Raw genomic sequence first — 22,014 nt, forward strand, 5'->3', positions numbered from 1 at the left:
GAGGGCTGAGTGACTCCCGCCGCTCAGCCCGCGTCCGGTCGTCCGGCCGTCCGTTCAGCCGTCGAGGCGTGAAAGGGCCTCCTGGAGAAGAGTGATGTCTTCGGCGGACAGCTTCTTGAGCGGTGGCCGAGGGTCGCCGATGCCGACGCCGCGCAGCTGCATTCCTGCCTTGACGGCCTGCGTGAACGGGAGGGCGAGCATGGCGTCGATGACGGGGTAGACCCGTCGCCACTCCTTGCGCGCGCGCTCGATGTCGCCGTCGCGAATGGCGCGGCGGACGGCGACGATCTCGTCCGGGACCACGTTGGCGGCGCCCGCCATGACGCCCGCGGCGCCTTCGAGGAGAGCGCTGAAGCTGTAGCTGTCCCAGCCCATGATCAGCTTGATGTCATCACTGTGGTGGTGGATCAGACGCAGTGCCTGCTCCCAGTCCTGACTGGAGTCCTTGACGTACTGCACGTTGTCGATACGGCGGCCCAGACGGGCCAGCGTCTCGGCGTCGAGGTTGACACCGGCCACTCCCGGATTGTTGTAGAGCATGATGGGGAGCTTCGTGGCGGAGGCGACGGTCTCGAAGTACTCGGTGATCTCGTCGATGCTCAGTGGCTCGTAGAAGGGAGCGATGAGCATCAGCGCGTCGGCACCGGAGGCCTCGGCGGAGGCTGCCAGGCTTATGGCACGGCGTGCGGTGAGAGAGCCGACGTTGGCTACGAGGGGGATGCGGCCGGCGGTGTGCGCGGCGGCTGCGGCGAAGAGCCGGCTGCGCTCGTCGTCGTCGAGCGAGCCGACCTCACCGGTGCCTCCGCCGGCCACGAGAGCGTCCACGCCGGCGTCGACATTGCGGTCGATCACCTGCTGCAACAGAGTGACGTCGATGCTCCCGCTGTCGTCGAACGGAGTCGGCAGCGCGGTCAGGACGCCTTCGAGCTTGACGCTCATGGTGGTTTTCCTTTCGGTGATGCGGACCGCTGTCAGGCTGCGCCGGGTGTAAGTGACTGGCGACGGGTGCTCAGAAGGCTGACGGCGCGCTGAGCGGCGGTGAAACCGGAGGTGATCGCCGTCTCGGTGTAGAGGGTCCCGAGATAGTCACCGGCGAGGAAGATGCGCTCGGCGGGACGGGTCAGCGTGGGCTGCAGCTTGGCGCGGCCGGGGAAGCAGTACGGTGAACCGAACTCGAACTTCTCGACGCGTGCCTCGACCACGTTGTCCTCGAACCCGGGGAAGATCTCGTCGAGTTCCCGTACGTACTGCTTCGCGATGTCTTCCTTGTCCAAGTCCCACAGCTTGCGGCCCAGGCTGGCGGGGGAGAAGGTCATCATCGATCCGCCGGGGCTACGGACTGTTTCCCGCCCGTGGGTGATGTTGCCCTGGTTGAGCGCGACCGCGAACGACTTGTTGGCGACGGCGATGCCGTAGGTGCCGTCGTACGGCATCGAGTGCTGCTCGTCGGTCAGCATGCAGCCCGCGACGTGCACTCCGTACTTGACCTGCGACAAGGCGTCGCGCAGCTCGCTGGGGAGGTTGACCCCCAGGCGATGAGTGATCGGTGCGGGAGTGGCCATGACTGCGGTTCGCGCCTTGAGCTCGTGGTCGACGCCGTCCTTGGTGTACCGGACGACGACGTGGTCCTTGTTCTGCACGACCTCGTGCACGACGGCCCCCAGGTCGATGCGGTCGCGCATGGTCTGGGCGATCCCCTCCGTAAGGGTGGAAGCACCGCCGAGGATGGCTCGTCCCAGGCCCTGACCGATGTTCCAGATGAGGCTGAAGTAGCCGATGCCGGCGCCGGCGGAGAGCTCGTGGGGATCGGCCGCCGAGCGCAGCGCGGGCGGCAGGAAGAAGCCGGCCGCGTCCCTGTTGAGCGGGCCGAGGTAGTCGGCGAACGAGCGGTCGTTCTCGAAGTCGTAGATCCGCTGCTGGCGCTGCTCGCCGGTTTCCCCGGCGCGGGCCCTGACCGCCTGGGTGTAGCGCAGCACGTCCTTGCCCAGCTTGGCGCCCTTGGTGAGGATGGAGATCCGCGACGACAGCGGCATCGGGAAGCGGAACGGGTAGGTCTGCACCGGTCCCGTGGAGATGTACTTGCCGTTCATCGCCATTCCCTGGAGGGAACCAGGGATCTTCACCGAGGCGGTCCCGGTCTCCGCGAGCAGCTCGACGGTGGAGCTGCCGCCACCGGCGAACATGTGCCCACCCCAGTTCATCGTGTACGGGCCACGCGTTTCGGACATGATGCGGCCGCCGACACGGCGGTCGGACTCCAGGATGTGGATGTCCCAGTGCCGGAGCCGCCAGGCCGCGGACAGTCCCGCGAGACCGCCGCCGATGATTACTGCGTCCTTCATCGGACTACCTTTCGAACCGTTCTATGGGTGTTGCGGGGCTACTTGTCGGCCGGTGCCAGCAGGGGCTTCACGGCGTCCTGGAGCGCGACGTAGCGGGTGAAGAGCCGGTCGTAGATCTCGGCATGCTGTGCGCGGGGCTCGTAGGAGCGGTCGAAGGCGACCGCATTGCGGGACACGGGCGCGGCGGAGTCCCACAGGCCGGTGCCCACCCCCGCGATCAGGGCCGCACCGCGGCACGCGGCGCTGTCGGCCCCGCGCAGGGTGCGCACGGGAAGGCCCGTGGCATCCGCTTTGATCTGGCACCATGCGGCGCTCTTGGAGCCGCCGCTCAGCGCGAAGATCTCCGTGACGTCGACACCGAGCCTTGCGGTGGATTCGATCATGCGGCGGAGGACCATGGTGACGCCCTCCATGATCGCGCGGGAGATGTGCTGCTTCTTGTGGGCGAGGGTGAGGCCGAAGATGACGCCGCGGGCGTGCGGGTCGAGGTCCGGCGGGCCGGACCCCTGGAGGTGCGGCAGGACGATCAGGCCCTCGCAGCCGGGCTCGACCTGCTCGACTTCCTGGTCGATCAGGTAGTAGGCGTTGATGCCGCACAGCTCCTCGATCTGCTTCTCGCTCGTGCAGAACTCGTCGCGGTACCAGCGCATCACCATGCCGCCGGTGGAGAAGTTGTGCAGCATGTACTGGCCGGGGACGGCCGCCGGGAAGCAAGGGACCTGGCCGGACGGGTCGAGGGCAAGCTCTTCGACGATGGTCACGCTGGTGAGTGCGGACCCGGTGCTCTCGGAGAAGATGCCGGGCACCGAGTTGCCGATACCGAGCGCGCCACAGGCCTGGTCGAGGGCACCGACCGATACAGGGAGTCCGGCCGGCAGACCGAATTCGTCCGCCACGGTGGAACGTGTGTTCCCGACGATCTCGCCCTGAACGGCGATCTCGGGCAGATGGCCCTCGGTGATGCCCAGGTACTGCAACATCTCGGGCCAGTACTGCCGCGTGTTGATGTCCCAGAGAATCGTGGAGCAGAGAAGCGAGTCCTCGCTGACCAGACGGCCGGTGAGCCGGTACACGAGGAAGTCCTTGAGAAGGACGAACTTGGCGGTCCGCGCGAACAGTTCGGGTTCGTGCCGCTTCAGCCACAGGATCTTGGCCGCGGGCCAGATGGGGTCCATCTCGACCTGCCCGGTCGTGGAGTGGATGGTGGAGCGACCGAAGTGGGCTTCGATCTCATCCGATTCGGCGGTCGCGCGATTGTCCATCCAGACGATGACCCGGCCGATCGGTTCTCCGTCGGCGTCGAGGCAGAGGAGCGTCTCACCCTGGGCGGACAGGCCGAGCGCGGTCAGTTCGCCCGCTGCGACGCGGTTGTTCTCCAGCACGCCGCGAACGGCAAGGGAGAAGGTGCTCGTGTACGTGTCGGCATCCAGCTCGACCCGGCCGGCGCTTGGCGTGAGCAGTGTGTATTCCTCGGTGTGGCTGCCCACCTCGACACCTTCGGTGTCGAAGACCGCTGCCTTGATGGCGGTGGTGCCGACGTCTACGCCAAGGAGGTAAGTCATCAGTTCGGTCCCGCCAGGTCGTCGTTGATCTTCACCAGCTCTTCCAGGTTCTCGCGGAAGGAGCCGGCGGGCTTGAAGGCGCCTTCGAAGAGGGCACCCCCCATGGTGTAGCCGAGCGGACCGATCTCGTGCATCTGCCGGATGCGCTCGAGCGAATTGACGCTGCCGGCAAGGATCACCTTCTCGGGGCCGAGCTGCTGTACGACGTTCTTCGCGAGGGCGATGGGATCATCACCGGCGTACCGGTAGGCCACGAGGTCGACGCCGTCCGCTCCGTGCTCCCGGATGCGGGAGGCGTCGTCCAGGACGGACTGTGGTGTGCCGGTCAGCTCGATCGGGGAACCGCCGACCTGCCCGCAGAACGGGAAGTACTTCATGCCGGCCTCGCGTGCCGTTTCCAGGACGGCGTGGGAGAAGCCGCCACCCGTGAAGTACTCGATGCCACAGGCCGTGGCGAGCGCTGCAGCCTCGGTCAGGTCTCTCTCGTCGAAACGGACGACCTCGAGGACCGGGGTCTTGCCGGCCTCTCGGAACTCGCCGACGAGCTTCTCCATTTCGCTCGTCGACAGTCCCACGTCCTTGAGACCCCAGTACTGGACGGGAAGGTCGGCCGACTCCCGGAAGATCTCGCGGGCCTGAGGCACGGTGACGTCGTGATGCGTGAGCATGACGATGATCTGAGGGGTCAAGTGAATTCACTCTCCGTGATGTGCGCGGGGTAGTGGTACGCCGGCGGGGGAGCCGGATCCGGGCGGAGCTCACGAGGCCACCCGGGGAGATGCAGGCGGAGCGGAAGCCCGGTGGGAGACCGGTACGGGCGAGGTGGGCCCAGGTCTGTGACTCGGGGAGTGATCTACTCCGTGTGTAGTTGTCCTACAACTTCACTTCGTCGAAACACTAGGTTCGCTGGCAAGTAGCTGTCAAGAGGTGATTCTGGGATTTCGAGTTGTCCTGCCATGGGTGTTCTGTAAGTCAAGGAAGGCAGGCTAGGGTGCCGTTGCGTATCCGGGCCCCGACGGTCCACCTCCCGCCCGTGTCTGGGTTGCGCGGCGTCCTCATCCCTTCGACAGGCCCTGCTGGGGCCGCCTCATCGCATGGAGGCGACACGAGTGATCGAACTCGACTGGAGTGACCTCGAGCTGCTGTGCCGAACGGCGATTGCAGCCGCCGGCGGCAACGAAGCGACGGCAGTGGCACTGACCGATGCAGTTCTGGCGGCGGAACGCCGCGGCAATACGGCCGTGGGCGTGGCGCATCTGATCGACTACCTGAACGCCCTCGAAGAGGGGCGGCTGAACGGCTCGCCCCAGCCCGTCATCCGTAACGGACACAGGGCCGTCGTGGCCGTGACAGCCGACGACGGCATCGCTCAGCTGGCGGTCCATGAGGCTCGAGAGACGCTGGTCGCCGCGGCTCGGGAATGCGGTGTCGCGGTGCTCAGCGTCAGTAATTGCTTCCCCGTCGGAGAGCTCGGCTACTACACCTCACTGCTGGCCGAGGAGGGATTCGTGGCTCTGGCCGGTGCCAACTCCACGGCGCTGATGTCTCTCTTCGGGGCTCCGAAGGCACTGACCGGAACCAATCCTCTCTCCTTCGCTTTCCCGGGGCAGCCGCCGCGCCTCGTCGACCAGGCCTCCAGCGCGGTGGCCTGGGTGAAGATCAGAGAGGCAGCCGAGGCAGGCGAGTCCATCCCGTCGGGGTGGGCCCTGGACGCGGAGGGTAAGCCCACGACCGACGCCACAGCCGCGTTGCTGGGGCCTGTCCTCCCGTTCGGTGGGGTGAAGGGCAGCAACCTCGCCATGGTGATCGAACTGCTCGCTGTACTCTCGGGCGGCCAGTTTTCCTTGGACTCTCCCGACTTCGCTTCCGGGGCCGACGCGCCTCGCGTCGGCATGTTCCTCATCGCCCTCGACCCGACGGCTTTCGATCCGGCCTACGTTTCCCGGGCCGAGGTCCACTTCGAGCGTCTGAGGTCTGAGTACGACATCGACTTCGGCCGTTACTACCGCAGGGTGGAACAGGCGGCGATCCCCGAACACGTCCATGCGCGGCTCGCAAAAGCCGTCGTTCGCTCAGCGCACGTGATGCGCCCACTGCTGCCGTGATTGCCTCCTCCCGCCGGTACGCAGTTCGGGCGAATTCTTGCGCGCCCGCGTCCTGGGCCGCCGACGCCCCGGTCGAGGAGGCCGTCACCCGCGTAGCCTCCTCCGTGTTTCAGAACTCAGGCCAGACGTGCGCGGCACTCACCCGGCTTGTCGTCGAACGCTCCAGGTACGACGAGGCGCCCACCGTCGCCACGAAGGTCGCGTCCGCGTTCGTACTGGGCGACCCGCCCGCCCCGGACACGCGCCTGTGACCGGTGGCCTCCGCACGCCAGGACGAGACGGTCCGCTCCTTCCTTGCCACGGCGGGGAAGGAGGGCGCCCGGGTCGTAGCGGGCGGCGCCGCGCGGCCGGACGGACTTGACCGGGGCCACTACATCCCCGCCACCGTCCTCGCCGACGTCCGCCCGGACAGCACCGTCGCCCAGGAGGAGATCTTCGGCCCCGTGCTCTGCGTCCTGCCCTGCGACAGCGAGGAGGAGGCGGTCGAGATCGCCAACAGCTCGCGGTTCGGTCTCAGCGGCGCGGTCTGGGCGGGTGACGAGGAACGCGCGCTCAGGATGGCACGTCGCACCGAGACGGGCACCTCTCCGTCAACGGTGGTTCGGCGGCTTCCAACTGGCCTTCGGTGGTGTGAAGCAGTCGGGCACCGGACGCGAGTGGGTGCGGCGGGCGTGAACGAGTACCTGGAGCTGAAGTCCATCGCCCTCTGAGCCGGCCGGCACCGTGGCGGTTCCCTCGCGGTGCTGCGTCAGGTGTCGAGCAGCCTCTCGCTCCGCAGGGCGTAATCCAGTTGCGCCCGCTGGCCATCGGAGACGTCCGCAGCGGCCTGGAGCAGCAGGGCGATCACCGAACGGTCCGCGTGAGCGAGGTCGACGACGGTCCGCTGATGGCCGGTGCGGATGATGTCCCGCAGGAGACGCCTCGCCTGCGGCACGTGTCCCACGGTGACGAGGGAGTGCAGGAGAGCGGTGATGTCCTCCGGTGGGCGTGCCGAGGCATGGCGGAGCAGCATCATGATGTCGTCCTCCCTGGCCGCCTCTGTGAAGGCGACCAGGGCCACGGCGAGTTGTTCCGGTGGCAGGGACGCGGTCTCCCACAGGAGAATCGGCACGTCCGCGTCCTGACCGGTGTTCTCCAGGGCCTGTGCCAGACAGGGGAGTCGGCGCGGTGGGCCCGCCACCGTCTCGGACAACAGGACGTGCGCTGCTCCGCCGGATCCCTCGGCCCGCAATTTCGCCAGTTGCCAGGCGATCTGGTGGGCCTCCCGCCATGAGGCGGCGACCGCGGCCGTATCCTCCGCGGGTATCCCGGAGGGGTTCTCTTCTTCCGCGGTGCGGGGGGAGGGAGCGGACATGGTCTGCGATTCGGGGGCCAGGGCCGCTCCGAGGAACCCTCCGATCATTTCCGAGCGGCTGCGCCGAGCCGTTCGAGCCGCTGTCCCGCCGGCGACCGGCGCCAGGCCCGGGCTCGTGACAGGGGTCTTCGCCTCGACGGTCACCTCCGCGCTGTCCAATCCGTCGAGACGGCGCCTCAGTTCGGCACAGCGTGCCGCGGCTCGCTGATGCAGATCACGCGCCGTCCACATCACGTGGTCCGGGACGCCACTGTCCTGACCGCGGGCGATCAGGACGTCCAGACGCTCCCGCGTCGCCTTCTGTTGGGCCTCCTCGAGGTTCAGCCTCATCACCAGGGCACGCCGGCCCGATCGCAGATCGTGTTCGTTGAGCGCTTCCCGGTGCAGTGTCCATGCCTCGCCAAGGATGCCGAGGACTGGGCCGCCGACCTGCTCGGCGTCGTACAGCAGGGAGGTGACGACGTCACCCGGGGGTATCTCGGCGCCCGAGAGGAACGTCCGCATGCTCTGTGGGTCGCGGTGCATGAACACCGAGAACCAGCCCCGCTCAGGTGGGAGTGCTGAAATCAGGGAACGGAACCACGTCGTGAAAGCAGCCACGGAACCACCGTGGGGAGGGCTCGGCATGACGATTTCTTCCTCTACGTACTCATGGTCGGGAACAGCCCGCCGATGTCTGAAGGACGACTCCGGAGTCCGGCCGGTCGGCGCGGGTTCGCCGGGAGGCGCTCGTCTTCTGCCGGACCCTGGCTCGGACGGTGGTGTGTCGGAGCCGGACCTGCTTGACCGTCTCGCTCCGCGAGAGGCCGAGGGTGTCGAACCTCTGCGCGAAGAAGGTTTCCCACACGTCCTGGAAACCCGCTGTCATCAGAGGGCGTCCGGTCCTGAGCGCAACACCCCCCGTGGTGACCTGGTCACGCTCACAGCCTATCCGTTGACCCGGTGTTCACGGTACGCCTCCGGGGAATCACGAAGCAGTTGGCGTGATGCCCGGGCGAACGCGCTGAACCCGCTCCGGGTTCGGTAGGGACTCGGAGTGTCTTGAGTTTTGGTGGAGTCGTCCTGACCGGCGACCACAACACGGTCGGCGCAGGCAACGACATCGACGCCCGAGCCCTCGCCGGCCTCGTGCAGGGCCTGCTGGACACCGCCCCCGAAACTGGAGCGGTGGAACCCGACGCCATCCCGCGGCGACACTCGGATCCTCGGCCCGCACAGCCTCAGCCCACGACACGACAACTGTCCACCGACTCCATCAGCGGACCGCCACGAAACTTCGAGGCTAGAGCGGGCGGCGTCCGGTCAGGTCCTGCCACACGCTTCGGGCGTCGTCGAGGGCTGCTCGTGCCTGCGGGAGCTTGACGTCGGCATCGTGGCGGGCGCGTGTTTTCTCCAGTCGTTCTTGAGCCGCCTCTATGGGCTCTGTCGCCTTGCGTGCCTCACGCAGTTCGGCTTCGCATGCGCGGATCTCGCTGGCGCGCCGTTCCTGCAGCCTGGTCACCGCCACGGCCGCGTTCTGGATCTGAACGCTGAACCGGCGCACCGTTTCCTCAGAAAACTCCTTGCCGTCGTAGCGTTCCATGCGCTCCCGCCCGTCGGGCTGTGTGAGGTACACGTACGACACGTGCGTGGAGCGGGAGAGCTCGAATCGGGCGTGCAGGCCGGCCAGCGGCACTTCGTCCTCGGAGATGAGGGCCGTGTGCTCGTACAGGGTGATCCGGCCCAGCTGTTCGATCCGTTCCCCGCGGTGCGGTGCGCGCAGCCGCTCCAGCTCGGATTCCACCTGGCGGACCCGACGCCGGTAGGCCCACTCGGCCCGCTTCACCTCGGCCAGCGCCTGCCACTTCTCACGACGCGTGGACCTCCGCAGCTCGCGCACGACGCCGCGGGCATCCTCCAGGGCCTTGCGTGCCTCCCGATGCTCCTCGTGGAACGCGTACGCCCACCCGCCCGGGTACCGGACGAGCCGCCAGACCGTCCACCACACTCCCAGAGCCATCACGACGATGACCCACCAGATCGCGATCATGTACTTCCCCCTTCCGCGACTGCGCGGCCGCGGCAAACCAAAGCAATAGCGGGGTGCGCGGGAACAGGTCAACCCGTCCTGGTCATGGCCATAGTCACCCTCGCTCGCATGGCGTGCTATCAGAACTGAAAGTGATCTTGCGAAGTGCGCCGCGAAGTACCGGACCAATGGGGGACGATAGCCACCGGCAGCCGCCATCCGGTGGCGGCTCCGCTCATCGACGGGAGGCGGGAATGCAGTTGGAAGTGCGCATGGAGCCGGACGCCAGAGAACTGCGTTCGCTGCAGAGCTGGTTGCGGTCGGATCCAGACGTGCGCAGGTCTGTTACGAGCGAGGTGCGGGGGAGTACGCCGCAGCCGGGGGAGATGGGCACGGCACTCGATGTGCTGCAGCTGGTGACGGGAAACGGGTGGAGCGCGGCGTCGTTCGTCCTGGCTCTGGTGGCGTGGCGACAGACCCGGCCGCAGCGGCCGCGGGTGGAGATCCGCCGTGGTGACACGGTCGTCATCCTCACTGACTGCTCACCCGAGGAGATCCAACGGGCAACCAGGGCACTGAACGCCGCCGCGGACGAGGGCCAGGGCGCGTGAGCGTCCTACCCGACCCGGGGGCGTCACGCGCGGTGCTGATCGGCTCGAGCCGGTACGACCACCTCGAGCAGCTGCCGGCCGTCTCGAACAACCTGACCGCCCTCGCCGCCCTCCTGAGCGGCCCGCTGTCCCTGCGCCTGCCCGCCTCACATGTGACCGTCGTCGAGAACCCGCCCGGTCCGGGCGCTGTGATGGATCCGCTCCGTCAGGCGGCTGCCGAGGCCACGGACACACTGATCGTCTACTACGCCGGCCACGGTCTCATCGACCCCCACGACACGCTCACTCTTGCCCTGCCGCACACCCAGTCCGACAAGGTCGAGACCAGCCTCAACTATGACTGGCTGCGACAGATCCTCCTGACCTCCCACGCGCAACGGCACGTCGTCCTCCTCGACTGCTGCTACAGCGGCCTCGCCCTCGGCAGGATGAACGCATCCCATGGACTCGCCGACCAGGCCGCAGTTGAAGGCACCTTCCTACTAGCAGCCTCCGCCGAAACCCGCACCGCCCTGGCACCGGTCGGCGACACCCACACAGCTTTCACCGGCGCCCTCCTCGACACCTTGAGCCACGGCATCCCCGGCGGCCCACCGCTACTCGACCTGGAAGCCGTCTACCGGCACCTGCGCCTGACCCTGGAAGCGCGAGCACACCCCGTGCCACAGGCCAGGAACCGCAACAGCGGGGCCCGCCTGGCGCTGGCACGCAACCACGCAGACCTTCCCGCCGCACCGGACACTCGCGCAGCCGGCACTCAGCCGGACCGCTCCCTATGGCCCGACCCGTCCTCAATCCGCACCGTCACCGGCTTCTTCACCAGCCTTGCGGCCGTACGGGAAATCAGCGGACTGACCCAGCAAGAGGTCAGCAGCCGCTCAGCCGGACAGATCTCCACAGGAACCATCAGTAGACTGGTCAACCGCAACACGCTCCCCACCACTTGGAGCACTACAGCCGTCTACCTGTCCGCATGCGGCGTCCCCGACGACCAGATTCAGCAATGGCACGGAGCCTGGCAGGAACTACGTCGAAACACGTCCGTGCCACAAGAAGCGGGCGCCAGCACACCGAGCGGCAACACCACTGAACTCAGAAGGGTGCGGTGGCGACTCTCCGCCCTATGGCGCGACCGCGGTCACTGACCGGACTCAGGCGAGACCGATACTCCAGACGGGCGGGGCTGAGGGATCTTCTCCGTGTTGTCGGAGTCGTTCCCGACCAGGGTGTTCCAACCGGCAATAGCCAGAAGGCCCGCCACCAGGACCATACCCGTGGACGGCTTCTTCCACCGACTGGACGCCGACGAGGGCTTCACATAGTGCCCCGCCCGGTAATACCCCTTGCGCTGCTGCGCCACAGCTCCACACCCCCGAAACGCCAAGCTGACGGTCATACCAGTCTTCCGGCCGCGCTACGTCTTCGGTGCCGAACGGCCAAGCGTGTCCGAAACCCACCACCTGAAGTAGCAGAGCAGACCTACCGGAGACAACGACGCCCACTTACAAAACAGCCTGCAGGGAACGCTGCTCTCTCAGAACACCCCAGGCAGTGTCACCGGCCGCCAATAGCGTGGCCTCTGCGATGGTGGGAACCGAAGAAGCCCGGTTGATCGTGCTGCGAGGCAACAGCGCATCGGGGAAGTCGTCCGTCGTGGTCGACCTCCGCGAGAGGTTCGGCCGCGGAGCCTGGCTCTGGTCGGCCAGGACAACCTCCGCCGCATCGTGCTCCGCGGACGGGACCGGCCGGGAGCAGCGAACATCGGCCTGATCGACCTGACCGCCCGCTACGCCCTGGACGCCGGGTTTCACTTAGTGGTCGAAGGCATCCTCCACTCCGACCGCTACGGTGAAATGCTCACCCATTGCACACCGACCATCGCGGCCCGACCCACGGGTATTACTTGGACGTGCCATTCGGTGAAACCCTCGCCCGGCACGCCACCAAGCCGATCGCCGATGACGACTCACTCAGCCCCGACCACGGATGGCCAACGTTTCCGCCTGCTGATACGCATGGCAAGCCCAGGAGACTTACCGGTCGAGGATGGGACGCCGCACGGGTGCAGAGGGGCTGTGCTGCTGCAGGCCGCCCAGCGGCACCACGAGGACAGGAACGTTCTACGGGAAGCGGGGCAGCACCTGACAGCCCGGCGCCGCGCGTATCGGACGATTACCGCCCGGTCCCGAATCGACGGGCGGGAGCAGTCATGCCGGGCCCGAAGGCCAGTGGCCCTCTTGCCGGACCGAGAAGAACATATCGGGGGCGGCATACAAGCGTGGTGTCACCGCCCTGATCACGATTCCAGCACCTTCATTGGCACCTCACGGAGACTTATGCGGTGAGGTGGTGGTTGAGGATGGTGGCGGCGGTGCTGATGGTGCCGGGCATGAGGTGGCGGTAGATCTTGAAGGTGACGTCGATGTTCTTGTGTCCCATCCATTCGGCGACATCGGTGATGGGGATGTTATGGGTGAGGCAGTTGGAGGCGAAGAAGTGCCGGAAGCTGTAAATCACCATGCCTTCGGGGATGTCGACCTCGCCGATTTTCTTGATGCGCCGCCATTGGTTGTTGAGGTAGTAGTGCGGGAACGCGGTTGACGCGTCGAGGGGGTGGCGGAGCAGGTAGCCGTCGGTGGTGCCGTGTGTGTCGGCATACCGTTCGATCGTGCTCTTGACGCGGGCGGGCAGGGGTACGTCGCGGTATTCGCCGGTCTTGCGGTGTTTGAGGCGGGCGTAGTGGCCGGTGGTCTGGTTGACCTGTTCGGTGATGCGGTAGACGTCGTCGGCGACGATGTTGCGGAGGTTGACGGCGGCGGCCTCTCCGTTGCGCATGCCGCAGCCGCTCATCAGGTCGGTGATCAGTCGGAAGCGGTCGTCACCGGCCTCGCGTATCTGCCGCAGTTGCTGCGGTGAGGGGATGACCGCGCGCTTGGGGTCGTACTGGGGCGGTTTCACGCCCGCCAGGGGATGGTCGTCGAAGAGGCCGAGGCGGTGGGCGTCCAGGAGGATCGCCTTGAGTTTGTCGAAGGCGTTGGCCTGGGTGGCCAGTCCGACGCCGGCGCGTTCCATCGCCCGGATGAAGCCTTCGACAACCCGGTGGTCGAAGGCGTCCATCCGCCGGCTGCCCAGTAGCGGCAGCATGTGATGCTCCAGCAGGGACTCCAGATGCCGCACCGACGCCGGGCCCAGATCACGCTGGCCGGCCTTCCACTCCGCGGCGTACTCCTGGAAGCGCATCGCCCCGTAGGCGGAGATCCGCTCCGCCTTCGTCCGCCCCCGCGGCGCGGCCTTCTTCGCCTTGTAGACATCCGCCAAGCGCCCGATGGCATCGTCTTGGGTCGCGAACCCCGACTCCTCCATCTGCTTCCCGGCCGCCGACCGGTACCGAATCTTGTAGGTGTGGGGACACTTGGGCCACCGCGACCGCGGATGCCCACACTCCTTGAAGAACGAACCCATCCCACGAACCAGCGAATCCCGCCCCATGGCCGACCGACTCCCACGACTGATGCTGACAGTTTGCTGACCACCAGGCACCCGGAACGCCGCTGACGTGCGGAAACGCTGATGGAGTTCGCTATGTGGTGGAACTTCATCGGACGGTCACACGACGAGATCGTACAGGCGCGTGAGGACTGGATGAAGGGCGACCGCTTCGGCGAGGTGCACGGCTACGATGGCGCTCCGCTGCCCGCGCCGGAGCTGCCGAACGCGCCTTTGAAACCGCGGCGAAGGGTGCGCTGACACACTGCGGGGCCCGCGTTCGGCTCCAGCCGCGCCTTCGCCGCCCCCACCGGCGTCAGCCGCAGTGCTCCGCGGCTCGGTCAGTCGTGGGCACACGGCCCAGCGTCGGGCGTAGGACCGGGGCGTGGCGGCCCAAGAAGTCCCAGAGCTGGTCGGCGACCGGCCCGTGAGGCCGGTCGCGCCGGCGGGCCGCCGAGAGTTCCTCGACCACACCGGGAAAGTGCCGTCCGGCGATGGAAAGCAGGCTGCCGTCACGCAACTCGTCCTCGATCATGAAGCGCGGCACGTGTCCCCACGCCATGCCGTGCAAGATCAGTTCCTTCTTCATCAGGTGGTCAGGAACGGAGCTCTGGGGTGCGCCTTCGACCAGGAAATGGCCTTGTTCGGACGGATGCCGCGCCGAGTCACGGACCACGCATTGGGTGAAGGCCTGCATCCGCTGCGGCGTGATGTCGGTGTCCGGAGGGAAGGGCAGGAAGCCGGGCGCCACGACGGGAACCAGCGCGACGCGGCCGAGATCGATCCACTCCATCCGCACGTCGCCCTTGGGGACGCGGTGCACGATGAGGTCGGCTTCGTCCTCCAGCAGCCGCTCCCAGGGGACCGTGACCGTCTCGAACTGGAGGTGCAGCCGTGTCTGCGGGTGTGAGGCGAAGAAGCGGCTCAGCATCTCCAACACCGGTGGGAGCGGGCACAGGTCCCCGAGCACCACACGCAGTTCGGCCTCTTCGCCCATGGCCAGCTGAGCGGCGTAGGTCTGCAGGTCCTCGGCCTCGTGCAGCAGGAAGCGCACCCTGCGGTGGAAGGCGTGCCCCGCCTCGGTGAGCCGCACCCGGTAGCCCGAGCGATCCAGCAGGTCCAGGCCCAACTGGCGCTCCAGCTTGGCGACCGCCGCGAACACAGAAGGGTGCGAGCGGTGCAGCCGCTCGGCGGCGGCCTGGAAACCGCCGTGGAGCACAACCGCGTCGAAGCACTGCAACTCGTGGAGCGTGAAGTTCGACATTGTCCGGCCAACCTACAGACTCCTTCCGGTCTTTGTAATAGAAGTCTTCAGACGGCGTTCGTAGGCTGAGCGGACAACCGCCGGATCACTGGAGCTGACATGACTGCTTCTCAGGCCCCTGCCGCCATCACCACCGGCGATGGCGTCCGCATCGCCTACCGCTTCGACGGTGACGCGAGCAAGCCGGTGCTGCTGCTCTCGAACTCCATCGGTACCGACCTCCACATGTGGGACGGCCAGGTGCCGGCTCTGACCGAGCACTTCCGGCTGCTGCGCTACGACGCGCGCGGCCACGGCGCCTCCGACGTTCCGAGCGGCCCGTATTCCCTGGACCGCCTGGGCCGTGACGTGGTGGAGCTGCTCGATGCCCTGGATCTGCGGCGGGTGCATGTGCTGGGCCTGTCTCTGGGCGGGATCGTCGCGCAGTGGCTGGGGATCCACGTTCCCGAGCGTGTCGACCGCCTGGTGCTCTCCAACACCGCCGCGTACCTCGGCCCGGCGAATCAGTGGGACCGGCCCATCGCCGAACTGCTGGAAGCCCCCGACATGCGGGACACCGCGGAGATGTTCCTGAGCAACTGGTTCCCGGCCCGCATGCTGCGAGGCGACGACGAGGTCGTCGAGGGCTTCCGCCGTACCCTGCTGGCCACGAAGCGCGAGGGGGTGGCCGGGAGCTGGGCCGCGGTACGCGACTACGACCTGCGCCGCACGGCCACCCTCATCCAGAGTCCGACACTGGTCGTCGCGGGCGAGCACGACACCGTCACGTCCGCCGGCCACGGGAAGGAGCTCGCCGCGACCGTCCCCGGAGCGCGGTTCACCGTCCTGCCCACGGTGCACATGGCGAACGTCGAAGGGCAGGAGCGGTTCCTGGACGCCGTGGTGACCTTCCTCAAGGAGCAGTCCTGACGGCGTCCTCGGCCGGCAGGGTGGGCAGGTACGCCGGTGCCCGCCAGGCGTCCAGCCGGTGCTCCACCGCCGCACCGAGGGCCAGCAGTGCGGCGTCCTGGTGTTCGCCGGCCATCAGGAGCAGGCCGACCGGGAGTTCGCCGACGAACCCGGCGGGCACGGACAGGGACGGGTACCCGGCGACGGCGGCGGGCGTGGAGGACGGGATCACGTCGTCGTCTCCGCGCGCGCAGTCGGTGGTCCACGCGGGCGGGTTCGTCGGGGCGGCGATGGCGTCCAGGCCGTGTTCGGCCATGGTCTCGTCGATGGACCGCCGGGAGAGGTCCCGCAGCTCGGCGCGCATCGCCCGGTACCGCGGGTCGGTCGTCGGCGGCGCGGCCAGGGCCTGCTCGAACAGTTCCTGGCCGGCGAAGCAGGCCTGTTCGGCCGGGTGGGCGCGGTTGAACTCGATCAGCTCGGCGAGGTCCTGAGGCCCGTCGCGGGTGGTGAGGTAGGCGTCGATGTCCCGGTGGAACTCGCTCAGCAGCGCCGGGAACTCGAGTTCGGCGAGTCGCTCCTGGTAGGGCGGGGTCACCTCGACGACGTGCGCTCCCGCGGCACGCAGATCAGCCGCGGTGCGGGTCATCAGGGCGTCCACCTCCGAGCCGAGCGACGGCAGTCGCCACAGCCCGATCCGCTTGCCGCGCAGTCCGCCGGGCCGGGTGGCGGCGTCCCTGAGCTGTTGCGCGTGCTCCCCGCCGGCCGCGCTGCCGCCGCCGTCCTCGGTGATCACCGACAGGGTGAGCGCGGTGTCGGTCACGTTGCGCGCCATCGGGCCGGCGGTGTCCTGCTCGGCGGAGATCGGGACGATGCCCGACTGGCTGACCAGGCCGAGGCTGGGTTTGAGGCCGACGACGCCGTTCATCCCGGCCGGGCAGACGATCGAGCCGTCGGTCTCGGTGCCGATCGCCACCTGCGCCAGCGACGCGGCGAGCGCGGCGGCCGAGCCGGAGGACGACCCGCAAGGGTTGCGGTCCAGTACGTACGGGTTGTGCGTCTGGCCGCCCACCGCCGACCAGCCCGAGGTCGGCTTCGCCGCGCGGAAGTTGGCCCATTCGGACAGGTTGGCCTTGCCGAGGATCACCGCGCCGGCCGCCCGCAGCCTCTTCACCAGCACGGCGTCGGTGGCCGGCGGACTCCCGGCCAGGGCCAGCGAACCGGCGGTCGTCGGCATGCCCCGGGTGTCGATGTTGTCCTTGAGGAGGACCGGGATGCCGTCGAGCGGGCCGCGGGTGCGGCCGAGGCGGTGCCGTACGTCGCTGGCGGCCGCCTGGCGCAGCGCGGTCGGGTCGGTGCGCAGCACCGCGTTGACCGTCGGGTCGACGGCCTTGATCCGCCGCAGGTAGGCGAGGGTCAGCCGGTACGACGTCAGTGATCCGCGCCGCATGTGTTCCTGCAACTCGGGAATCGTCACCGTGTTCAGGTCCACCCCGCGCACGAGCGCGGCCTCCGCGGCGGCCGACGGGACGCCGGCACCGGACGCGGCGGGCTCGGCGGCCACCGCGCGATGGCCCGGGACACCCGCTGCCAGGAGCGGTGCCACGGCCAGGGCGGCGGTGAGCGCCGCCACGCTTGTCATCCTCATGGGCCACAGCTCACTACACGGTCCCGCCGGGCACAAGAGGCCGTTCTTCCAGGGGGGTTCATGTGATCCGGCCGCCCGCGCGTGCGCGGCGAGAGGCCCTGGCTGCCCGGCGGTTGCCTGTGTCCAACCCCTTGACGCTCCCTCAACTGCCGCTAAGGTCTAGACCTGCGAGGTGAAGGTCTAGACCTAATTGGGGTGCTGGCCGGTGACGTCGCAAGCCGGGGTGGGCTGGTCCGGTGCGGACCGCGTGAATCGAAGGGAATGTGATGTCATGCGCATGAAAAGAAGAGTCGCTGTCGCTGTGGGAGCCCTGGTCGCTCCGGTGATCGCCGTGAGCCTTCCGGCGCCCTCGGCGAGCGCCCACGGCTGGGTGGTCTCGCCGGGGAGCCGTCAGGACCAGTGCGCCGCGGGCGTGGTGGACTGCGGTCAGATCAAGTACGAGCCGCAGAGCGTGGAGGGCCCCAAGGGACTCAACAGCTGCAGCGGCGGCAACGCCCAGTTCGCCGAACTGGACGACGACAGCAAGGGCTGGCGGGTCACGCCGGTCAGCTCCACCCACACCTTCACCTGGCACCACACGGCTCGGCACGCCACCGCCAACTGGCAGTACTTCATCGGCAACCAGAAGATCGCCGAGTTCGACGGCAACGGCGCCCAGCCTGCCCCCGACGTGAGCCACCAGGTGAACTTCGGCGGCTTCACCGGCAAGCAGAAGGTGCTGGCCGTCTGGAACGTCGCGGACACCGGCAACGCCTTCTACTCCTGCATCGACGTCAACATCGGCGGAACCGGCGGCGGTGACGGCGGGGGCGACGGCGGCGGCGACGGTGAACCGGGCGACTGTGCCACGGCGGCCTGGAACGCCGGGAACGTCTACAACGGCGGCGACACCGTCTCCCACGGCGGCCACACCTGGCGGGCCAAGTGGTGGGTGACCGGCGAGGAGCCCGGTACCACCGGCGAGTGGGGCGTCTGGGAAGACCTCGGGGCCTGCTAGAGCTCCCCACCCCCGAGCGTGACCGGCCGGCGTACGCCTCGAAGGGCGCACGCCGGCCTCCGCACGCCTGCCCCCGGGCCGAGGTGTGTCCGCTTCTCCCCCCGGGTACCCGTTCGCAGCGAACGGCCGGCCTCCGGGATGTGAGCACGATGGTCTCCGAAACAGCGCGGGTGCCTTCGGCGGACGTGACCCTGACCGGCGACCTCACGGTCCCCGCCGGGGCACGGGGCCTGGTCCTGTTCGCGCACGGCAGCGGCAGCTCGCGTCTGAGCCCCCGCAACCGGGCGGTCGCCGCCGGTCTGCGGCAGGCCGGGCTGGGCACGCTCCTGGTGGACCTGCTGACCGAGGACGAGGAACGGGAGGACGCCGCCACGGGCAGGCACCGTTTCGACGTCACCCTGCTGGCCCGGCGCCTGGCGGACGCCGTCGACTGGCTGGAGCGGAGCCCGGACACGGCCGGCCTGGCCGTGGGCCTGTTCGGCGCGAGCACGGGAGCGGCCGCAGCGCTCAGGGCGGCCGCGGAGCGGCCTCGGCGGGTCCGCGCGGTGGTGTCGAGGGGAGGCAGACCGGACCTGGCCGGCGACGCGCTGCCCCTGGTCGCCGCACCGGTCCTGCTCGTCGTCGGTGGCGACGATGCCGCTGTCCTCGGTCTCAACCGTGAGGCGGCGCGGAAGCTGTCGGCGCCCCACCGCACTCATGTCGTGCCGGGCGCCACGCACCTCTTCCCGGAACCGGGCGCCCTGGAGGAGGTCACCGAGGCCGCCGCCGACTGGTTCCGTGCGCACCTGGCCGGGGGAGCAGCCGATCAGAGCTCCGGCCGAAACCGTCCCGGACGGCCGGCGGGGTGACAGCCTTCCCTACCCGACCCGCAAGGAGACAGGCGGACAGGTCATGCGATTCCACAACCGCCGGGAAGCCGGCCGGCACCTCGGTCTCCGGCTCATGGAGCGGGCCTCGGAGCGCGAGTTCCTCCGGCCCGTCGTTCTCGCGCTGCCCCGCGGCGGCGTACCGGTGGCCGCCGAGGTCGCCCAAGCGCTCGGCGCCCCACTGGACGTACTGGTCGCACGGAAGATCGGACTTCCCGGCCGGCCGGAGACCGGCATCGGAGCCGTCGTCGGCGACGACCCGCCGCTGTTCGACCAGCGCGCCCTGGAAATGCTCGGTCTGACCGAGGACCGGCTCGCCCCCGACGTGGCCCGCGAACGTGACGAACTGAGACGCCGCACCCTGCTCTACCGGGGAGACCGCTCCGCGCCCGACGTCAGGGACCGCACCGTGATCGTCGTCGACGACGGCCTCGCCACCGGCGCCACCGCGCGCGCCGCACTCCGCCATCTGCGCCCGCTGCGACCCGGCCGGCTGATCCTGGCCGCCCCCGTCGGCGCACCCGAGACCGCCGCCGAGATGCGCTCGGAGGCCGACGACGTGGTCTGCCTCCAGCAGCCGCCGGACTTCCGGGCGGTCGGCCTCTGGTACGACGACTTCGACCAGGTGGACGACGACGAGGTCGTCGAGACGCTGGACGCCCGGCGCGCCTCGACGCGCGGCACCTGAGACGACGGCGTCCAGGCAGGGGCCCCGCAAGCCCGCGGCTCAGGGCAGCGGTGTCCCTCCCGTCGCGTTGAGGATCTCCGCGGTGACGTAGCCGGCCTCCTGGGAGGCGAGGTAGACGTACGCCGGTGCCAGCTCGGCCGGCTGGGCGGGGCGGCCCAGCGGACTCTGCTTGCCGAACTCCACCGTGTCCGGCAGCGTCGCCGGGATCAGCGGAGTCCACACGGGGCCCGGCGCCACCGCGTTCACCCGGATGCCGCGCCCGGCGACCATCTGGGCGAGACCCTGGGTGAAGGTCACGATCGCCCCCTTGGTCATCGCGTAGTCCAGCAGGTGCGGGCTGGGCTTGTACGCCTGGACCGAGGTGGTGTTGATGACGCTGCCGCCGGCGGGGATGTGCGGCAGCGCGAACTTGGTCAGCCAGAACATGCCGTAGAGGTTGGTCCGCATCACCCGGTCGAACTGCTCCGTCGGGATCGCCTCGATGCCGTCGGGCTGCGCCATCTGGTACGCCGCGTTGTTCACCAGCACGTCGATGCCGCCGAACTCCGACACCGCCCGGCCGATCAGCGACCGGCAGTCGTCCTCCGCACGGATGTCGCAGGAGACGGCCACGGCCTTCCGCCCGGCCTCCTCCACGAGCCGCGACGTCTCCCGTGCCTCGCCCTCCTCCTGCGCGAGGTGGGTGAACAGCACGTCGGCGCCCTCCCGGGCGAAGGCCACGGCCACCGCGCGGCCGATGCCGGAGTCACCGCCCGTGATGACGGTCCTGCGGCCCCTCAGCCGCCCCGATCCGCGGTAGGAGTCCTCCCCGTGGTCGGGCGGCGGGTCCATCGGCCCGGTCCAGCCGGGGTGCGGCTGCTCCTGGGCGGCGAAGTCGGGTCGGGGGTACTGGTCGGTCGGGTCCCGCTGGTCGTCCGCCATGTCGGCCTCCTGTGTGTCGTACGGCGAAGTCGGCGACCGTGTTCCCCGGGAGGGCCGGCCGAAAGACGGGAGTGCGGGCCCGGAACCGGCCGGCGTCGAGAAACGGCAGTGCTCAATGCCATGAGCCGTTCTTGTTGGACGGCCGCACCGACCGCGCGCGATGATGACGCGACGTCCGTCGTCACGGACCACCCAGCTTCCTCAGCAACACGGAGAACCTCCATGAACCACGTCGCCGACCCCGGCCGGTACGACGGCACCATGCAGTACCGGCGCACCGGACGTTCCGGTCTCGACCTGCCCGCGCTGTCGCTCGGCTACTGGCACAACTTCGGTGACGACAAGCCGTTCGAGACGCAGCGGGAGATCGCCCTGCGGGCCTTCGACCTCGGCATCACCCACCACGACCTGGCCAACAACTACGGCCCGCCCTACGGCGCCGCGGAGACCAACTTCGGCAGGATCCTCCGTCAGGACCTGGCACCGTACCGGGACGAACTGGTGATCTCCACCAAGGCCGGCTGGGACATGTGGCCCGGCCCCTACGGTCAGGGCGGCGGCTCGCGCAAGTACCTCCTCGCCTCCCTCGACCAGTCCCTCGAGCGCACGGGCCTGGAGTACGTCGACATCTTCTACTCCCACCGGCTGGACGCCTCCACGCCGCTGGAGGAGACCATGACGGCGCTGGACACCGCGGTGCGCCAGGGCAAGGCCCTCTACGTCGGCATCTCCTCCTACGACGCCGAGCGCTCAGGGCAGGCCGCGGCGATCCTGCGCGACCTGGGCACCCCGCTGCTGATCCACCAGCCGTCGTACAACATGCTCAACCGGTGGATCGAGACCGAGGGCCTGCTCGACGCCGCGGCCGACGAGGGCTTCGGCGTCATCGGGTTCACCGCCCTCGCCCAGGGCCTGCTCACCGGCCGCTACCTCGACGGGGTCCCCGCGGGGTCCCGCGCCACCCAGGGCAAGTCCTTCACCGCCGACTGGCTCACCGAGGACACGCTCGGACGGCTGCGCGCCCTGAACGACATCGCCGCCCGCCGGGGGCAGAGCCTGGCCCAGATGGCGCTCGCCTGGGCCCTGCGCGACCCGCGCGTGACCTCGCTGGTCATCGGCGCCTCCCGCATCGAGCAGCTGGAGCAGAACGTGGCCGCGCTGGACAACCTCTCCTTCAGCGAGGAGGAACTCGCCGAGATCGACAAGCACGCGGTGGCCGTCGCCGGTGTCGACCTGTGGCGGCAGGCCCGCACGGGCGCCCTCGGCTGAGGCACCTG

Annotated in this window: 18 protein-coding genes and 3 pseudogenes; 11 read left to right on the forward strand and 10 right to left on the reverse strand. The window is 68.9% G+C overall.

Annotation, left to right across the window (positions count from 1 at the left end; genetic code table 11):
- Positions 1-54 precede the first annotated feature (54 nt).
- Genes AMK11_RS15965 through AMK11_RS15980 form a run of 4 tightly spaced genes read right to left on the reverse strand, consistent with a single transcriptional unit; the run spans position 55 to position 4,593 of the window.
- Complete coding sequence (locus tag AMK11_RS15965) at positions 55-939, reverse strand: dihydrodipicolinate synthase family protein (RefSeq protein WP_073727514.1); 885 nt, start codon at positions 937-939, stop codon at positions 55-57.
- A 32-nt stretch (positions 940-971) separates the two neighbouring features.
- Positions 972-2,342: a protoporphyrinogen/coproporphyrinogen oxidase gene (locus AMK11_RS15970; RefSeq protein WP_073727516.1), complete on the reverse strand. Its 1,371-nt coding sequence runs from the start codon at positions 2,340-2,342 to the stop codon at positions 972-974.
- 38 nt (positions 2,343-2,380) lie between these two features.
- Complete coding sequence (locus tag AMK11_RS15975) at positions 2,381-3,904, reverse strand: xylulokinase (RefSeq protein WP_073727518.1); 1,524 nt, start codon at positions 3,902-3,904, stop codon at positions 2,381-2,383.
- Positions 3,904-4,593, reverse strand: coding sequence for a hypothetical protein (locus AMK11_RS15980; RefSeq protein ID WP_079187471.1), 690 nt, complete (start codon positions 4,591-4,593; stop codon positions 3,904-3,906). The genes AMK11_RS15975 and AMK11_RS15980 overlap by 1 nt, the downstream gene beginning before the upstream one ends.
- Before the next feature lie 420 nt (positions 4,594-5,013).
- Between AMK11_RS15980 and AMK11_RS15985 the strand changes: the two genes are divergently transcribed.
- Complete coding sequence (locus tag AMK11_RS15985; protein WP_158070981.1) at positions 5,014-6,009, forward strand: Ldh family oxidoreductase; 996 nt, start codon at positions 5,014-5,016, stop codon at positions 6,007-6,009.
- Positions 6,006-6,719: pseudogene (locus AMK11_RS15995) on the forward strand (aldehyde dehydrogenase family protein). The gene AMK11_RS15985 and the pseudogene AMK11_RS15995 overlap by 4 nt, the downstream one beginning before the upstream one ends.
- A gap of 38 nt (positions 6,720-6,757) precedes the next feature.
- On the opposite strand, the gene AMK11_RS16000 reads toward AMK11_RS15995, so the two are convergent.
- A complete protein-coding gene (locus tag AMK11_RS16000) occupies positions 6,758-7,867 on the reverse strand; it encodes a hypothetical protein (RefSeq protein WP_143194583.1) in 1,110 nt (369 codons plus the stop codon).
- 778 nt (positions 7,868-8,645) lie between these two features.
- Positions 8,646-9,392 (reverse strand): hypothetical protein, encoded by a 747-nt coding sequence (locus AMK11_RS16010; protein WP_073727528.1) that lies wholly within the window; start codon positions 9,390-9,392, stop codon positions 8,646-8,648.
- A gap of 233 nt (positions 9,393-9,625) precedes the next feature.
- Between AMK11_RS16010 and AMK11_RS16015 the strand changes: the two genes are divergently transcribed.
- From AMK11_RS16015 to AMK11_RS38515, 3 genes and pseudogenes are all read left to right on the forward strand, one after another.
- A complete protein-coding gene (locus tag AMK11_RS16015) occupies positions 9,626-9,982 on the forward strand; it encodes an effector-associated constant component EACC1 (protein ID WP_073727530.1) in 357 nt (118 codons plus the stop codon).
- Complete coding sequence (locus tag AMK11_RS16020; RefSeq protein ID WP_073727532.1) at positions 9,979-11,127, forward strand: caspase, EACC1-associated type; 1,149 nt, start codon at positions 9,979-9,981, stop codon at positions 11,125-11,127. The genes AMK11_RS16015 and AMK11_RS16020 overlap by 4 nt, the downstream gene beginning before the upstream one ends.
- A 439-nt stretch (positions 11,128-11,566) precedes the next feature.
- Positions 11,567-11,945 (forward strand): annotated as a pseudogene (locus AMK11_RS38515) (kinase); the annotation flags it as partial.
- Positions 11,946-12,316: 371 nt separating this feature from the next.
- Here AMK11_RS38515 and AMK11_RS16030 read toward each other — a convergent pair.
- Positions 12,317-13,300, reverse strand: coding sequence for a tyrosine-type recombinase/integrase (locus AMK11_RS16030; protein WP_338012647.1), 984 nt, complete (start codon positions 13,298-13,300; stop codon positions 12,317-12,319).
- A gap of 255 nt (positions 13,301-13,555) precedes the next feature.
- Here AMK11_RS16030 and AMK11_RS16035 point away from each other — a divergent pair.
- Positions 13,556-13,729, forward strand: a pseudogene (locus AMK11_RS16035) (pirin family protein); the annotation flags it as partial.
- Between the two features lie 55 nt (positions 13,730-13,784).
- Here AMK11_RS16035 and AMK11_RS16040 read toward each other — a convergent pair.
- Entirely contained in the window at positions 13,785-14,732 is a 948-nt protein-coding gene (locus AMK11_RS16040; protein ID WP_073727535.1) for a LysR family transcriptional regulator, read from the reverse strand.
- A 99-nt stretch (positions 14,733-14,831) separates the two neighbouring features.
- Between AMK11_RS16040 and pcaD the strand changes: the two genes are divergently transcribed.
- Complete coding sequence (gene pcaD / locus AMK11_RS16045; protein ID WP_073727537.1) at positions 14,832-15,641, forward strand: 3-oxoadipate enol-lactonase; 810 nt, start codon at positions 14,832-14,834, stop codon at positions 15,639-15,641.
- Here pcaD and AMK11_RS16050 read toward each other — a convergent pair.
- Positions 15,625-17,265 (reverse strand): amidase, encoded by a 1,641-nt coding sequence (locus AMK11_RS16050; RefSeq protein WP_073727539.1) that lies wholly within the window; start codon positions 17,263-17,265, stop codon positions 15,625-15,627. The genes pcaD and AMK11_RS16050 overlap by 17 nt on opposite strands.
- Positions 17,266-17,536: 271 nt before the next feature.
- Here AMK11_RS16050 and AMK11_RS16055 point away from each other — a divergent pair, with 271 nt between their 5' ends.
- The 3 genes from AMK11_RS16055 (at position 17,537) to AMK11_RS16065 (ending at position 19,816) form a co-directional block, all read left to right on the forward strand.
- Positions 17,537-18,262, forward strand: coding sequence for a lytic polysaccharide monooxygenase (locus tag AMK11_RS16055; protein WP_073727541.1), 726 nt, complete (start codon positions 17,537-17,539; stop codon positions 18,260-18,262).
- Positions 18,263-18,411: 149 nt separating this feature from the next.
- Complete coding sequence (locus tag AMK11_RS16060) at positions 18,412-19,110, forward strand: dienelactone hydrolase family protein (protein ID WP_073727543.1); 699 nt, start codon at positions 18,412-18,414, stop codon at positions 19,108-19,110.
- 43 nt (positions 19,111-19,153) lie between these two features.
- On the forward strand, positions 19,154-19,816 hold the full coding sequence (locus tag AMK11_RS16065) for a phosphoribosyltransferase (RefSeq protein WP_073727545.1): 663 nt from the start codon (positions 19,154-19,156) through the stop codon (positions 19,814-19,816).
- A gap of 39 nt (positions 19,817-19,855) precedes the next feature.
- Here AMK11_RS16065 and AMK11_RS16070 read toward each other — a convergent pair whose 3' ends face one another.
- Entirely contained in the window at positions 19,856-20,737 is an 882-nt protein-coding gene (locus AMK11_RS16070) for an SDR family oxidoreductase (RefSeq protein WP_073727547.1), read from the reverse strand.
- A gap of 222 nt (positions 20,738-20,959) precedes the next feature.
- On the opposite strand from AMK11_RS16070, the gene mgrA reads away from it, so the two are divergent.
- Entirely contained in the window at positions 20,960-22,006 is a 1,047-nt protein-coding gene (mgrA, locus tag AMK11_RS16075; RefSeq protein WP_073727549.1) for an L-glyceraldehyde 3-phosphate reductase, read from the forward strand.
- The last annotated feature ends 8 nt before the right edge of the window (positions 22,007-22,014 follow it).

The sequence above is a fragment of the Streptomyces sp. CB02414 genome (assembly GCF_001905385.1).
Taxonomy (GTDB): domain Bacteria; phylum Actinomycetota; class Actinomycetes; order Streptomycetales; family Streptomycetaceae; genus Streptomyces.